Genomic DNA, 14,924 nt, shown 5'->3' with positions numbered 1-14,924 from the left:
CCTGGGCTTCGCCCAGGCCCAACATCAATTGGAAGATATGTTTCAACGGCAGGGTTAACTTCAAGGCTGGAAGAGGACAGCCGTTTACACAAAATTATTGACGGTCCCGTAGTCTTCGTATCTTGAGACAAAAAGTAGAAAATAAGTTCAGTATATATTGAACTATGTTTTCTTTGTCTAGTACTTTTTCACTCAACATAATGACGATTATCGGCACATCTTTTAGTAGATCTCTAATAGAAATACTCAAAAGAGGCTATCCATTTAAGGATCAGCCTCTTTTTTAAATGTAGATACGGGAACGCTTGGGTTAACCTAAACGTTCATGAGGAGGCATTGCAAAAACCTTCTACATCGTTGAGAATGGAATTAATTTACATAAATGTTAGAAGAGCCCCTCATCGATAAACAGAAGCACCCATGAACATCATAGATACGGAGGCGCAGCATGAGTTTAAAACAGAACAAAAATTTTAAATCCATTTTAGGCCTGGGGTTATTCACGAATATTGGCGATAGTTTATTTTTTATTGTCACGATGTGGTATGTGGCCAATAATTCAGACGTTGCCATCTATGCGGGGCTAGCCGTGTTTTTATTTACACTGCCGGAAACCCTATTGATCTTTTTCGGTCCACTTGTCGACCGATTTAATCCAAAGCGAATTTTAGCTTTTTCTGCTACAGGGCAAATTTTAGTACACCTCATCATCATCGTGTTGTTTATCACCAGCATGATGACCATTCCGATGTTATTGCTTTTATTGTTTATTTCAGCTATTTGTTCTTCGATCACTTACCCAGTGGAAGAGACGATGCTTCCGCAAATCGTAGAGAATGACGAACTCGTTCGTGCAAACTCGATATTTACAGTGGTGTACAAGTTATCGGATTCCCTGTTTGATGGGATTGCAGGTATCATCTTAGTCGTAGGGACGGTTTCGCTCATCTATGAAGCGAATTTGCTGGTTTTTCTTATTCCCCTATTGATGCTCAAGTTTTTGAAATTCCAAACGAATACGGAAGAATTAGAAACATTCGATATGAAAAGCTATACCCGGGAGTTGAAGGAAGGAATATCATTTGTTTCTCACTCTAAAATCAAATTTATTTTACTTCCTTTAGCATTTCTCAACTTTTTTACCGCTGTTAATACGGTAGCCCTGCCTTTTTTTGCGGATGAATTAACCAGTTCTCCCTCTACCTATGGATTTCTGTTAGCCTTCAGTGGCGCAGGTAGCATGATTGGAGCACTCATGGTTAATAAGATCCAACAAGTATTATCTCCTGGCAAGATATTAACATACGGTTTGCTCGCAAATGGTCTTTTATGGTTTTTCATGACGATTAGTACGGTCCCCTACGTGGCGTTTGTATTTATCTTTTTGGCTAACTTCTGGATGGGGGCATACAACATTATTTTTGCCTCTTTATTTCAAGTATTAACACCCGTTCATTTATTGGGAAGAATGAATACGACCGTGGATTCCGTGATCACCATCGCGATGCCTATTGGTGCCTTACTAGGAGGAATCATTATCGACGTGATGCCGTTGCGAGTAGTGATGGCATTAAATGCAGTCGCTCTTGTTTTCACCAGTATTACGTATTTTGTTAATAAAGATATATATAGGCTCGATGCCATTGACCAACTGGAACCGATTGAATACGATCAACAAACACAAGGTCAACGCACTTAACATTTTTAATGGTTAGCATGAATTATCATTTCAACCCTTTAAAAGCGGGATACTAGGATAATAATGACATATGTTTGGAGAACAATGATTATAAACGTCGATAATATATAATTCATAAGAAGGTGGTAAAAAGATGAAATGTAAATTTATTTTTTCGGTGATTGTTAGCTTGTTGATGTTTACGTTCTCTTTAGTTTTATTGGGCTTAAATCATAACACGGACATGTTTATGGAGTATGAAGCGATGATCGATATGCTTTGCATGCTACTATTTGGTATTTCCTCGCTCGTGTTTCTAAGAGAAGGGAGAGTGAAAGTTTTAGAAAAAAGCGGAGCCAAGTTTTAGGTTTTTTACGTAAACAAACGAATGACCAGATTTACTGCAAAAATGAATTGATACCCATGAGATTTATATGAGCAAAGTGGTGGTCCAAGAGAAAAAATGGTGAGCGTAATATCTCTTATAGCTTCTTGAGCTCCTGTATGTTTTTATCTAACTCGCTGTGCAAGGGAAGGATGTGTCTATTATTTTGATATTAAATCATCATCCCACCTATCGAGGAAAAGATATAAAATCCCCTTTATATGTTGTTCATGATCTTTCTTCCGTGGTTTTATTGATCAGTTTAATCATTTATACGTTGATCGTTTGGGAAAGAATACCGGATACAGTTATCATAAACTTTTTGCCAGAGGGAGAAATGAAATACGGTAGTAAATGGAATCTGTTCATCTGGATAGGTTGGACGGGGTTTTTTACGATATTAAACCCCTTTTTGCGCGTATATGCCCATCACTTTGCCTTTTTTGACGCGGATGTTTCTGCATCAAAAGCATCGTTACGTAAAGTGAAAACGTTCTTTAGCTGGATTATGTTTGGTACGGTTATTTTTTTTACCGGGTACTCGATCGAAAGAATATATGCTAGTTTCCATTCCGAGTTTTCTCTTTTTCCCTTTCACCTTATTTATCCGGGATTCCTCATCTTGGGGGTTTTAATTTCATTTTTTGTCATGGGAGTTCAGAGGTTAAATGAGTACAATCGATAGCGTTTCATGAAGAAAAATAGAAGAAATCCGAAAGGCTAGTATGCTTATTCTTCGATCTGTAAATATCTACGAAGAGTCCGAATAAATTTAGCAAATTCCGATTCTTTTAAGGTATGACCAGTGTACTCAAATACAACTACTTGCGTATCCATAATCTCGTTTTGATACCTTGTAGCTTCTTCTTTGGAGAGAAGAGAGTCTTCTCCAGTTCCTCGTAAGATAAGTGTTGGGCAGGAAATCTGATGAAGCATAGGCTCGAACGAGTGCTGCCGAGCCTCTTGCTCGATACCTCGCACGACATGTTCAGCTAGGAGGTTGCTCCCTCGTTCGTTTCCCCAAAATGTTTGTAAATACTGATCAGCCCATCCTGGCCCCATTTGTTTATGAACAGCGGGATATTCAGCTAAAATAAGTCCCTTCAACTTAGAAGTCTCCTTCAGAGCGTAGCCTAACGCATAGGAGACGCCGCGTGAATACCCCATCAAATAAAAGCTCTGGAGGTCAAAAAAATGCACGACGGCCTTGATATCGTCCACATGGTTTTCCAGCGCATAGCCTGACGTGGGGGCGCTACTTTTTCCTCTTCCTCGATGAGCAAAAACGATACAACGTTGGGGCCATAGGGCGTAGATCGTCGCCATATAATTTTCGGCTGGTTCAGACAACCCCGGACTAATCAATAAGGGAGTGGTGCTGCTCTGGTCCTTTGTATGACTGTCGAGGCAGTGTAATAATGTTTCTCCCTGGCGTATCCAGTACTCTTGCATTCATGATACCTCCTTAGCACTATAGCCTTTCTCAAACGGACGGGACCTCTTATAAAAGATGGAGTTAACCGTCATGACGTGAAACTAATAGCTCGCCTAGTGGCATTGATATCCAAAAGAAAGAACATGCGACCCTTTTCTCTGCCTACCCTTGGGAATGATGAATTCAATAATTCCTTGGATAGTGGCGAACGAGAACATGTTTTAATTTTTAAACTTATTGGCTTCCGTTAAAGCCTTTTTATGCTTTATTCGTTGATATTGTTTACCAACTGTTTAACAAAGCCCGACCCTTGAAGCAGATATCCATGCTTTTGGTAGAATTGATGAGCTGTCTGACGTTCTTCACGATTACCACTGCTTAACACCATGGCTTGGCATCCAAGGCCTTTCGCTCATGCCTCTGCAGCTTCTATTAACGCCGTCCCTACCCCTTGGCGTTGCTTATCATTTCTCATCGCCATGGCTAAAATAGCTCCATACGTGCCTGTCCTTTCGAAGTAATGCATATACCCTAAACCGATAAAGCCAATAAGCTCTTCTTTGTCATTGAGAGCTACAAGAGCCTGATTTTGCGGCAATTCCATCAAATAACCCATGCGTTTGGCAATATCTATGGCAGTACTGGGATACCCCAATGCTTCAAAAAGTAAGGGGAGAGAAGCATAATCTTGTGGCGTGATCGTTCGACAATGAATATCCATGACGAAACCTCCCTTTTATTGTTTCTGCCATTGAAGATCGATCCATGATTCTATGTATGTCAATTATATGGAAATTTCTTTACAATTTATTTTAATTGCTTTATCTCCTATAAACAACGAAGAAGCCGTAAATCAGTCTAAAACCTTTAACTTCTGGACACAGCCCTAAACACCCCGTTTTTATCGTCAAAAACGGGGTGTTTTCCATCTGCAAGTTCGTCTATAATGAAGTGTACAATATCTAACAGACTTTTAGACACTTTGGAGGAAACAAAATGACGCAACGGATTGGTTACGCGCGCGTATCCACCTTTCACCAGGATTTCAGCTCTCAACAGAAGCAGTTGGAAGAGGCTGGCTGCCATCGAATCTTTACCGAAAAGGTGACAGGTACAACAACCATCGAACGGGAGCAGCTGCGAGAGGCCATTCAGTATGCCCGCCCCGGTGACACCCTGGTGGTGACGAAAATTGACCGCCTGGCGCGTTCCATTATCGATCTCAACAACATTGTGCATGAACTGGCAGCCGAAGGCATTTCCGTCTTATTTCTGAAAGATAACATGGAATTTCACGCCGGAGAGGACACGAATAGCATGCAGACGCTCCTTTTTAATGTGCTGGGGAGCTTTGCGCAGTTTGAGGCCGACCTGATCCGGGAGCGTACCACAGAAGGACGAGAACGCGCGAAAGCTCAAGGGAAGCACATGGGAAGACCGGGCCAAACGGATAAAGCCGTTCAGCAAGCTCTCCAACTATTCGAAAACCGTGCGACGAATAAGATGAGCGTGAACGATATCGTTAAACTTACTGGTGTGCCCAGGTCCACGATTTACGCTAAAATGAAACACAGGTAGTCTTACAGGAGTAATGGTAGGGAGGATAAAAAACAATAATATATAACGAGCAGCTATATGATTTATACAAAAAGCAATGAGTTGTTTCAAGACGGTGAACTTGATTATTATAGAGAACAAGATCCTACGGAATACATATATGCGTTGTGATATAGTTGGGGACATAGGAACTATGTTGAAGATGAAAAGCGATTGCTTACTAGGGGAGAGCGCAAAGAAATAAATAACCAACTTGTTAAAGAAGAGAATTTTACTGAGGAGGAATAAAAAATGGGAGTAATTATGTTTGTCATTCTTGGTGTTTTTATAGGAGTAATTGGTTCTGTGATTGGTTATTGGCTGAAGAATAAATACCAAGAAAAGCGGGACAGAAGACAATCGAAACTTTCTTTGATAGTTGAATGGGGTGATAGTCGACAGCTAGTAAAAAATTATTACCGAGGAATTGATTTAAATCCATATTACGGACCTACGTTCCGATCTCTTATTGTAAAAACAGAATGGTTATTTTCCGATGATAAAAAAGTAAAAGAGAAATGTGATGTTTTTAAGAGTTCTATTAATAGTTCTCAAGTAGATAAACGTGATTTGGAAGTTGAATATACTACTCTTATCAAGGCTCTCTGTAATAATGTTAATATTCCAGAGCCAAAATTATAAAGAATAGATATTTAGAAAGTCGTCAATGTAACTGGACTTCGAAAGCGCAAGAGCAAGCAGTTTTGAACTGCTTGCTCTTGCTTTCTTCTGCATTCATTTGCTTGTTTACTTTTCCTTTGGTAATTTCAATAAATTATCTCTTTGAGTGCTATTCTGAGTAGATCTTACATACATTTGACGCAGTTATTCTATTTCTGGTTAGCTATTATTAGCGAAGGAATTAAAAATATCATTAAGAAAAACGACAAGAATATTATACCCATAGCCTCGAACCCCCGAATGAATACTAAACTCCAATATAGAAGACCAAGAGAACCTAAAATACCTAAAATGCTGGGGATGTTCACGAACCATCTTGATATTTTTAATTTTTTCAAAAGCAATGTTATCACTACTATGATAGTAGCTACCAAAAAAGCATCTCTCATAGGTAAGAGTATTAACACCATCATGACTCCTTTAATCGTAATATAAATGAATAGATTGAGTTGTTAATTTAAATGCTATCTTTTTAAACAAGAATATTTTATTCTAGAACATAGTAAACCCGAAGGTATGTCGATATTATTTTCAAAAAATCATATGGAATTTGATGCCGGGAAGAACACTAAGGGCGCCCAGACGCTATTGTTTAACGTGCACGGGACGATAGATGAACTATAGATCTTCGCTAGTATTTTTGCTAAGGAGTATTCCAATGAAAGGCCAACATCAAAGTTATATGTGTGCTCATCCCTTTGGTGGATAATTTTTATAATAAGAACCTAAAAAACCACCACCAAGAACAATAAAACCTCCTATAAAAACGAGAAAATGCCATTCCCCGGTTCTCACCCCAGCAGCAATAAATAAAATCGTATACACACTTAATACGATCCACACCGAATGTTTTAACACTGTTTTCATGTTCATTTCCTACCCTGCCCCTTTCCACGCTCGTTGGTCTGCTCCCACCGTATGCTTGTGATAATAGGTACACTAGAATGCGCTTGAACTGACTTTAGTCTAATTTTTATTTCCATTATTTACAATCTAAAAAGGATCCTCCATTTTCAGGAGAACCCTTAACATAATTGCGCTTATCGGTAGTCAATCACTTTATCTTCACATTTTACGATTTTTAAAAATATCGATGAAAATATCAGGAATTACAACCAATCTTCCGTACAATAAACGGCTTTGGCTCTGGTATCTAAAGCCACCTGTTTCCCGATTGCTAAGGGGTGCATCGGGTGCGTATGGCTGGTATCGAACTCTGCTAGAATAGGAATGTTCTTTCCGTCCAGTTGTTCCAATAGAAGATCTATGGGCTTGTTGCCTGTGCCAAGATCGTCATATCTTTCATGCTTTCCTAAAACAATGCCAGATACCTTCTCGAAGATGCCATGCATTTTCAGCATCGCAAAATTTTTTTCGACGATGGCCGCATCTTTTGCGCTGTCCTCGATGAGCAAGATATCGCCGTGATTAATGGTGGGAAAATAATCGGTACCAATACATCCATACATAGCGTTTACATTCCCACCGATGAGTCTTCCTTCCACGGCATGAGGATTTCTTGCCGTCCATTCATTCGGATACAAGGTTTTGGTGGTCGTTTTATCCAACCAGTTCACCGGTTCATCCGACCAATATGGAGGCATAGGAATCTCATAAGGCAGGGGGGGAGCACTCATAAAGTAGTTCTCGAAATGCGACCACGTATCATGAACCAGGGGCGCCCACTCGCCAAAAGAAGGAATGAGTGCTGGTCCGTAGTACGTCGTTATATTCGTTTTATGATAAAGAGCTAGAAGAATGGCGGTCGTATCGGAATAACCAATGACAAACTTGGGATGGTTGTAAAAAGCACCATAATCGATATATGGCAAGAGACTGTTGGAATTGCTCCCACCGATCGTTGCCATGATCATTTTGATCTCGGGATTCTTCAACAATTCATTTAATTCCTCAGCCCGTGCCTTGGGCGAACCTGATCGATAGGGTTCTGCTTTTCCGGTTAACGTTCCTTCGATAATGATGAATCCTTTGCTTTCAAGAAAGGATTTCGCTCGTTCGAATCGCGTTCTGGCTGTGACTGTTGCGGGAGATGAAGGCGTAAAAATACCGATTTTATCCCCAGGACGTAATAGCAGCATCAAGGATTCCTTCTTTCTTCTATGTTTGGTTTCTTTTATCTCCATTCATACATTTCTGTATGTTTGTATGAAAAGCCAATAAGCGGATTGATTCCATAAAACATGCTCTCTCCTAATAAGTTGGAGAAGAGCATGTTTCAACGTCCATTTTTATGGAACGACAAAAAAACATACCGTATTGATGAGAAATAATCCGCCTAACGCCCACGCTACGATCATTTTTCCTATTCGATGCTTGTGATAGATATAGACAAGCGTAAATAAGATCGGTATCACCGTACAGATAAATAGGACACCTTTAATTTTATCTTCTACCGTATAATGTGTCTGATCCAATAAAAGCATCAAATTCCATGAAATAAATAAAAAAATTCCGTATATATAAAGAACGGATTTTGCACTGGTCATCGAACACCTCCATGAATAGCTCACAATATTTCTTTTTCCATGATAGCAGTCAATCATTTGAAAAGGAATATTATGGATGGTATTTGACTTATTCTTTATCTTAAAAGGGAAGTGCTTAGGAAATAGCTGCTTTCCTTCGATTATTACCATAAAGTAGATTATCGGAAGCAGATCCGTTTTTATTAGTAGCATAGACGATTCTCTATACCCCTATGATAGCATTTGTGCTATCATAGGGGTATAGAGAATATCATAGGAATGGATGGACCAACGATGGCATATGACGTACAGGCATTAGGAAATGTCCCTATGTTCGAAGATTGGCTTTTCAATGCCGCGACACAGGGATGGCAGCAACGAGGCCGTCAGGGGATTTGGGGCAAAACAGCAGATCAGTACATCCGGCAGCGAGCGATCCTCGAATATAATCCGTACCCGCCGGAAGAGAGTCAAACAGGGCGAGACGCTGTACCGCCGTCGATCAAACAGGTATATCGAAACACAGAATTAGAAGAGCTATACCGTTGGGGGATCGATGGCGCCAAAACCGGCAATCACCGTTTGTTGTTTGTGATTCATGAAAGGCAGAAAGTGTTGCTGCTGCATCATTTTGATAAGACGTATAACGGCGCGATTCGACGACCGGACATTATTCCAGCCGAAGAATGTTACGAAACTTATGGGACAAATGATTCCAAATAACAAGGGGTAAAACAAAGGAGGCAGTTGGGATGAGCAAGGCATTCGATCATTACCAGGAAGCCGTGGGAAAAGCGCACATTGATCGATTAAAGCAGGAAGCAGCTCTCGCAGCGACCATCAAAACCGAACGCCAGCGTCAGGGTCTTTCCCAACAAGAACTGGCAGATGCGATTGGTAAACCAAAATCCACGATTGGACGTATTGAAGCGGGGATCACGGCGCCTCGAGTGGACACCCTCCTGGCTATTGCTCAAGTGCTTCATATTACGTTTTCGCTTGGCGAGGCGTCTACAGACAACAATGACAAGATTTCATTATAAGTTACAAGAGGCCGAGCATGATATGGAAACCTTCATGCTCGGTCTTTGCATGTATTAAAATGGGTTTCATTTGCCAGAATTAATGTTATAAAGAACAGCTAAAAAGCCACTAACGAAAGTGCATTCCGGGAAAACATGTCTCTAGGCGTTCTCAGACGAGGGAGAATCTCAAAAATAAATTTTTAGAATACTTTGACACGTAAACGTTTACGTGATATGTTTATCAACGTAAACGTTTACTATAAATTCATTCAATCAAGGAGGAAACAAACATGAAAAACAAAGCAAAATGGAGTGGCGTATTCCCGGCGGTATTGATTCCTTTTAACGAAGACGATTCGATTGATGAACAAGGATTTCGGTCTCTGGTACGTTGGGTTGCTGGCCATGACGGTGTCAACGGCATCGTGGTCAATGGTCATACGGGGGAAATCATGACCTTGCTTCCCGAAGAACGAGCAGAAGCGGTACGAATCGCAGCGGATGAACTACAAGGCGAGGTCCCTGTTATTTCTGGTATTTCTGCTGAAGGAACGACCGAAGCTATTCAACATGCCCAGGCTGTAGAAGCAGCTGGTGGCGAAGGAATTCTTCTTATGCCTCCTCATTCCTGGTTACGGTTTGGCATGCAGCCAGCATCTACGGTGCAATATTTTAAAGACGTTGCGGAGGCCATCAATATCTCGATCGTGGTTCACCAGTATCCTACCTGGACGAAATCGTCATATTCCACCAGTCAGCTTTTAGAAATGGCGAAAATTCCAAATGTCGTATCCTTTAAACTTGGGGAACGGGACATTGCACAATACGAAGTTGATGTTAGGGCCCTTAAACAAGAAGCTCCGGATGTATCATTATTAACATGTCACGATGAATACTTGCTTCCGACCCTTGTCCAGGGCATTGACGGTGCACTCGTTGGATTTGGATGTTTTGTGCCAGACTTGATTTCTGAACTCGTCAAATGTGTCAAGAATCAAGATCTTGCTGCTGCCCAACAGGTATATGACCGCATTTTTGACTTGAAACAAGCTGTCTACAAAATGGATGAGCCGTCGTCAACCTCTCATCTGCGTATGAAAGAAGCGATGTATCAGCGTGGATTGATCAGCAGTCGTCAGGCAAGACGCCCGGTACTGCCATTATCCGAGGAAGAACGGGAAGAAATTCGTCAAGGATTACTAAGCGTCGGATTGCTCAAAGATGAAGCAAAAGCATAAGCTTTTTGAAAGCGCTTCGATGTAAAAAAGACATAACGGCCATGGAAGGGAGACTACTCCCTTTGGCCGTTTATGTGTATGATGAATTTAACAACAATCAGTCCTAGTGCTAGGAAGCGCAAAGGAGGGGGCAACATGGGAAAACAAGAAGTGGAAGCGAAGGAAATGGTGAGTGACAGTGCAACCAAGCGGCTTCCATTTACGCAATTATTGAAACGTATAGGGCCAGGGATTGTTTTGACAGGAGTGGTAATGGGGCCAGGCGTTATTACGACAGCATCGATGCTTGGCGCATCGTATGGATATTCTCTGTTATGGTTATTTTTTCCGATCGCCTTTATGGCTATCACGTTTTTACTGGCCACGTACCGAATTACATTACTGACAGGGATGCCGTCGATCCATGCAATTCGCCATTATTACGGAAAAGTAGGGGCAGCCGTCGTGGGTATCGCTGCATTTCTGTCTTGTGTATTTTTTACCATTGGAAATATTTCTGGTACTGGAACGGGCATGAATTTAGTATTCGGTATCAATTGGAAATTCGGTGCTTTGATCATGTTGTGTATCCTGGTGTATGTTTATTTTGCGAAAGGGGTCTACTCGAAAGTTGAAAAAGGCGCGATGCTTTGCATTTTAGGGATGATCATTGCTTTTTATGCCACGTTATTTAGTACAGGTGGACCAAGTGTGGCACAGACAGCAGAAGGATTAACGCATTGGTATTTTCCAGCGGGAAGCTTTGCGTTAGCTTTAGGGTTTATTAGTACGCATGCTTCGATCACCACAGGTCTATACGGCACGTATTTAAGCAAAGAGAAAAAATGGAAGAAGGAAGATTTGTTCAATGGAGCTATGTTGGCGGATTCCATTGCCCACGTTTTAGGGGTAGTGTTAGTTAGTGGAGCGATTGTTCTAGTGGGAGCGATCGTGATGAACCCACAAAATGTGCTCATCGAATCCCCGAGGCAAATGGCAGATATGCTTGTTCCTTTTATGGGAGGAGCCGCAGGCGTCGTCATGGGCATTGCCCTATTAGCCGCAGCTTTTTCTTCCCTGTTAGGTAATACGCATCGTTCGGTGGTTCTGCTGAACGCGGGATTCAATAAACCAACCGGATTGGAAGATAAAAGTATTAAATGGGGGTCTTTGGGCGTGCTGGCGATCTCAGCAGCGGTGAGTTTTAGTTATGGGGGCTCCCCGGTTCAACTCATTTATTTAGCGAATATTGCCACGGCGGTAGCAGCACCGGCGGCTGGTTTCTTTATTTGTTTGATGTTATTTCGAAAAGATGTTAATCAAGGCATGAAGCAGCCGAGAATTCTCCAGGCATGTATGATTATTAGTTATTTGTTTGGTTTAGCACTAATTGGAAAAGTAATTGTCGATCTTGTAGGGATATGGAGTTAAAAAATAACCAGAGCTCTCACGCTGATTGTTTTCCCATGATGCTTTATATTTTTGTAAGCGGTAACAAAAAGAAAGCCATGATCCCTGGATCGTGGCTTTCTTTATTGCTCTACGTGTCGTGTTGTTTCGCGATCAATGTAAGTCATTGGAAAAACAAGATCTTGCGATTCTATGCGGTTCTCAGTTAGCAAATCAATGAGCATACGCGTGGCTTCCTGGCCGATGCCGGGGAGGTCCACTTGCACAGAAGACAAGGCCGGTGTTAACAGGGAAGCAATAGGCACATCATCAGCACCGATGACCGATAAGTCCTCTGGAATCGAAAGCCCCATGGTCGTCGCTATACGCATGGTCCCGATGGCCAAGTAATCGGAAGCACAGACAATACCAGTCATGGTGGGCCGGGAACATAAAAAGGTAGAAACACTGCTGTCAGAGTCGTTGACATCAAATTCATTGAGTTCCAACATATCATTGCTTCCCGAACCTAAATCAAGTCGCTCTACGGCTTGATGATACCCTTCCCAGCATTTCACGCTGTGCATTGAACTCATGGGTCCGTTGATCAACCCAATATGTCGGTGACCGCGTTCGTATAGAGCCTGAACGGCTTGACCCATGCCATCAGCGTCATCCGGGCGGACGCAGGGAAAAGGGGAGTCATCAATGTAACTGCCAATGACGACGGTAGGAAGGCCAAGAGTTTCCAACCATTCCAAGCGAAACTCTTCACTTCGGGGTGAAAATAAAATAATTCCGTCCACGGATTGATTTTCCAGTAATTTCTTTTGTTGGGCCGAAGTAAAAGACATCACGATATTGTAATCAGATTGGTCAATGCCCTTTGCAATACCATCGATGACTGTCGAAAAAAAAGGATTATTTAAGGTGAAAGATCCACGGGGAACGATAATAGCTATATTGCCCGTCTGCTGCTTGACCAGGCCCCTTGCCCCTAAATTTGGGCGGTAATCCATATCTTCCATAATTTTGCGGATGCGGGCTTCGGTAGCTGCCCCTACCCCTGGTTTACCGCTAATCACTCGGGATACTGACGCTGTTGATACTCCTGCTTGACGTGCCACATCTTTAATACTAACCGTCACAATGTCGACCTCCACTAATTATCACTAAGTACTCTCATTATAATGGTAGATTGGTGCAATGCACAAAGTAAAAGACATCTCCATTTATAGCAAATTTTCATACTGGCTAGACTGAGGAATTGATGAGAGATCTTCTTCTTGAAAAAGGGACGAGACAAGAAAAAGGAAGAATCACTGAGGAAATTGAAAGCTTACCAATTATATTCTCCTTTTCCCATCTCTCTGTATATAAAGAAACGTTCTAGTATTAACGATGTAATTAATATTAAACGCCTATTAGTCCAATCACAAAGGCGAAAATTTAAAAAAGGATTTGCTTTTTAGCTTTTCCGCTAATAAATATCCAGATCCTGCATTTAACCCTCCGCCGGGCCAGGTGGACGCCCCGATCATATAAAAATGGCTAATCGGTGTTTGATAGCGGGAGTGGCCGACGAAGGGGCGGAATAGAAAATGCTGAAACAGCTGGTGGCTTCCGGCCATATGGTCGCCTTCGACAAGATTCGGATCCTCCTGGGGCAGATCCTCCGGGGAAAAGACGTGCCGACCTGCTATCGTATCCTTCACCCCGGGAGCGTATTCTTCCAGTTTATCGATGATCCGGTCGGCGTATTGTTCCTTGATGGAGGACCAGGGACCCGGCTCAATCTCGTTTAGCGCGTCGTACTTAGGATGAGCGGGAAGGGAGCGAACCATGATCCATACAGCCGCTTTTCCTTCCGGCGCTCTGCTTGGATCAACGGCGCTAGCCTGGCCAACGATCAGCAGGGGGCTGTCCGGAAGCGTCTCATTCAATGCCTGGGTATGAGTGCGGGCGAGGTCTTTTACATAAGGCGCTATGTGAACATAAGCAGATTGCCCGATTTCCTCCCCGGCCGTCCACTGGAGCGGCTCGTCCAGCGCCAGATGGATCACCATCGTTTTCGGCCCGTACTGGTAATTGTTTGCCTTAGTGACGAAGGAAGCAGGCAGGTGGGCCGTATCGACTAAATGATCAACGATCTGGGTAGGCGTAGCGGTGGCAATGACGTCCCCGGCTTCTATATACGTGCCGTCGTCCAGAATCACTCCTTTGGCTTCGCCGTCCTTAACGTATACTTCCTTCACCCAGGTGCCGGTTTGCAGCTCGCCGCCTCTTGCTTCGAGCATCGTTACCATCGCCTGGATCATCGTTTGGATGCCGCCGCGGGCAAACGGAACCCCCTCCCGGTAGTGTCCTATGGCTTCCATTAATGGAAAGGCAGCCCCGCCGCTGACATCCGGGGCGTAGTCCAATTGATAGCCCCACGGTACGACCAGTGATTTTACTTTATCATTTTCAAACCATGAATCGACGAATTGCCGAGGGGACTTGGCGAGCTGACTGGAGACCTCCAGGGCAGATTTAATTTTTAAATCAAGCAGCGCCCTGAATACGATAAGGCCGGCATGGAGCGAGGGAAGCTCCCGGTGCATCAGTTTATATAAATAAGGAGAAACACGGTCGTATAAGGCATCAAAATCCTTCCAGGTCTCTGCGTCAGCGGCGGAATAGCTGGCGATATTGCGGTGCGTTTTGGCCGGGTCCTTGTTAATGGCGAGTCCGTGCCCGTCGGGAAAAACGCTTGCGTACGGGTGGGGCCCGTAGACAGGGGAGAAGCCATTTGCCTCGAGCTCCCGCTGATTTTCCGAATAAAACCGGGATTTTAAAAACAAGCTGATGTTCATGGAAAATAAATCATGAATAAAGCCCGGAGCGGCTACTTCACCAGATTTAGCAGCTCCTCCGGGGCGGGTTTCCTTCTCCAGCACCAGTACTTTCTTACCCTGCTTGGCGAGCTGAATAGCAGCGGTGAGGCCGTTATGGCCGGCGCCGATGACAACTATGTCATATTTCATGTTTTC

14 protein-coding genes are annotated in these 14,924 nt (G+C 42.9%); 8 read left to right on the top strand and 6 right to left on the bottom strand.

What is annotated here, in order from left to right:
- Positions 1–448 precede the first annotated feature (448 nt).
- Positions 449–1,699 (top strand): MFS transporter, encoded by a 1,251-nt coding sequence (locus Q0757_RS08235; protein WP_298786135.1) that lies wholly within the window; start codon positions 449–451, stop codon positions 1,697–1,699.
- A gap of 530 nt (positions 1,700–2,229) precedes the next feature.
- On the top strand, positions 2,230–2,748 hold the full coding sequence (locus tag Q0757_RS08230; RefSeq protein WP_298786133.1) for a hypothetical protein: 519 nt from the start codon (positions 2,230–2,232) through the stop codon (positions 2,746–2,748).
- Positions 2,749–2,792: 44 nt separating this feature from the next.
- Here the strand turns inward: Q0757_RS08230 and Q0757_RS08225 are convergent, their stop codons facing one another.
- Together Q0757_RS08225 and Q0757_RS08220 are read right to left on the bottom strand one after the other, a co-directional pair.
- Positions 2,793–3,515, bottom strand: coding sequence for an alpha/beta fold hydrolase (locus tag Q0757_RS08225; protein WP_298786131.1), 723 nt, complete (start codon positions 3,513–3,515; stop codon positions 2,793–2,795).
- Positions 3,516–3,910: 395 nt separating this feature from the next.
- On the bottom strand, positions 3,911–4,219 hold the full coding sequence (locus Q0757_RS08220) for a GNAT family N-acetyltransferase (RefSeq protein WP_298786129.1): 309 nt from the start codon (positions 4,217–4,219) through the stop codon (positions 3,911–3,913).
- Positions 4,220–4,494: 275 nt separating this feature from the next.
- Here Q0757_RS08220 and Q0757_RS08215 point away from each other — a divergent pair, with 275 nt between their 5' ends.
- Positions 4,495–5,076 carry a recombinase family protein gene (locus Q0757_RS08215; RefSeq protein WP_298786127.1) on the top strand — a complete coding sequence of 194 codons (582 nt, stop codon included), beginning with the start codon at positions 4,495–4,497 and terminating at the stop codon, positions 5,074–5,076.
- A gap of 270 nt (positions 5,077–5,346) precedes the next feature.
- Positions 5,347–5,736 (top strand): hypothetical protein, encoded by a 390-nt coding sequence (locus Q0757_RS08210; RefSeq protein WP_298786125.1) that lies wholly within the window; start codon positions 5,347–5,349, stop codon positions 5,734–5,736.
- 729 nt (positions 5,737–6,465) lie between these two features.
- Here the strand turns inward: Q0757_RS08210 and Q0757_RS08205 are convergent.
- Complete coding sequence (locus Q0757_RS08205; protein ID WP_298786123.1) at positions 6,466–6,642, bottom strand: hypothetical protein; 177 nt, start codon at positions 6,640–6,642, stop codon at positions 6,466–6,468.
- A gap of 242 nt (positions 6,643–6,884) precedes the next feature.
- Positions 6,885–7,874, bottom strand: a complete 990-nt coding sequence (locus tag Q0757_RS08200; protein WP_298786174.1) for a S66 peptidase family protein — start codon at positions 7,872–7,874, stop codon at positions 6,885–6,887.
- 681 nt (positions 7,875–8,555) lie between these two features.
- Between Q0757_RS08200 and Q0757_RS08195 the strand changes: the two genes are divergently transcribed.
- The 4 genes from Q0757_RS08195 (at position 8,556) to Q0757_RS08180 (ending at position 11,934) form a co-directional block, all read left to right on the top strand.
- Entirely contained in the window at positions 8,556–8,984 is a 429-nt protein-coding gene (locus Q0757_RS08195; RefSeq protein WP_298786121.1) for a hypothetical protein, read from the top strand.
- A 29-nt stretch (positions 8,985–9,013) separates the two neighbouring features.
- The gene (locus Q0757_RS08190; RefSeq protein ID WP_298786120.1) at positions 9,014–9,304 is read left to right on the top strand and encodes a helix-turn-helix domain-containing protein; all 291 of its coding nucleotides are present in this window, start codon (positions 9,014–9,016) and stop codon (positions 9,302–9,304) included.
- 272 nt (positions 9,305–9,576) lie between these two features.
- Entirely contained in the window at positions 9,577–10,524 is a 948-nt protein-coding gene (locus Q0757_RS08185; RefSeq protein ID WP_298786119.1) for a dihydrodipicolinate synthase family protein, read from the top strand.
- Positions 10,525–10,659: 135 nt separating this feature from the next.
- On the top strand, positions 10,660–11,934 hold the full coding sequence (locus Q0757_RS08180; protein ID WP_298786117.1) for an Nramp family divalent metal transporter: 1,275 nt from the start codon (positions 10,660–10,662) through the stop codon (positions 11,932–11,934).
- A gap of 101 nt (positions 11,935–12,035) precedes the next feature.
- Here the strand turns inward: Q0757_RS08180 and Q0757_RS08175 are convergent, their stop codons facing one another.
- Entirely contained in the window at positions 12,036–13,040 is a 1,005-nt protein-coding gene (locus Q0757_RS08175; RefSeq protein ID WP_298786116.1) for a LacI family DNA-binding transcriptional regulator, read from the bottom strand.
- 285 nt (positions 13,041–13,325) lie between these two features.
- Complete coding sequence (locus tag Q0757_RS08170; RefSeq protein WP_298786114.1) at positions 13,326–14,918, bottom strand: NAD(P)/FAD-dependent oxidoreductase; 1,593 nt, start codon at positions 14,916–14,918, stop codon at positions 13,326–13,328.
- Positions 14,919–14,924: the final 6 nt, after the last annotated feature.

The organism is uncultured Marinococcus sp., assembly GCF_947493875.1.
GTDB lineage: Bacteria > Bacillota > Bacilli > Bacillales > Marinococcaceae > Marinococcus.
The sequence above is the reverse complement of the archived record's forward strand: the minus strand, read 5'-3'. Positions and strand labels throughout refer to the sequence as shown.

Coding starts and splice junctions, on each gene's coding strand:
- Q0757_RS08235 (WP_298786135.1), top strand. CDS start 449: ATGAGTTTAAAACAGAACAAAAATTTTAAATCCATTTTAGGCCTGGGG.
- Q0757_RS08225 (WP_298786131.1), bottom strand. CDS start 3,515: ATGCAAGAGTACTGGATACGCCAGGGAGAAACATTATTACACTGCCTC.
- Q0757_RS08220 (WP_298786129.1), bottom strand. CDS start 4,219: ATGGATATTCATTGTCGAACGATCACGCCACAAGATTATGCTTCTCTC.
- Q0757_RS08215 (WP_298786127.1), top strand. CDS start 4,495: ATGACGCAACGGATTGGTTACGCGCGCGTATCCACCTTTCACCAGGAT.
- Q0757_RS08210 (WP_298786125.1), top strand. CDS start 5,347: ATGGGAGTAATTATGTTTGTCATTCTTGGTGTTTTTATAGGAGTAATT.
- Q0757_RS08205 (WP_298786123.1), bottom strand. CDS start 6,642: ATGAAAACAGTGTTAAAACATTCGGTGTGGATCGTATTAAGTGTGTAT.
- Q0757_RS08200 (WP_298786174.1), bottom strand. CDS start 7,874: ATGCTGCTATTACGTCCTGGGGATAAAATCGGTATTTTTACGCCTTCA.
- Q0757_RS08195 (WP_298786121.1), top strand. CDS start 8,556: ATGGCATATGACGTACAGGCATTAGGAAATGTCCCTATGTTCGAAGAT.
- Q0757_RS08190 (WP_298786120.1), top strand. CDS start 9,014: ATGAGCAAGGCATTCGATCATTACCAGGAAGCCGTGGGAAAAGCGCAC.
- Q0757_RS08185 (WP_298786119.1), top strand. CDS start 9,577: ATGAAAAACAAAGCAAAATGGAGTGGCGTATTCCCGGCGGTATTGATT.
- Q0757_RS08180 (WP_298786117.1), top strand. CDS start 10,660: ATGGGAAAACAAGAAGTGGAAGCGAAGGAAATGGTGAGTGACAGTGCA.
- Q0757_RS08170 (WP_298786114.1), bottom strand. CDS start 14,918: ATGAAATATGACATAGTTGTCATCGGCGCCGGCCATAACGGCCTCACC.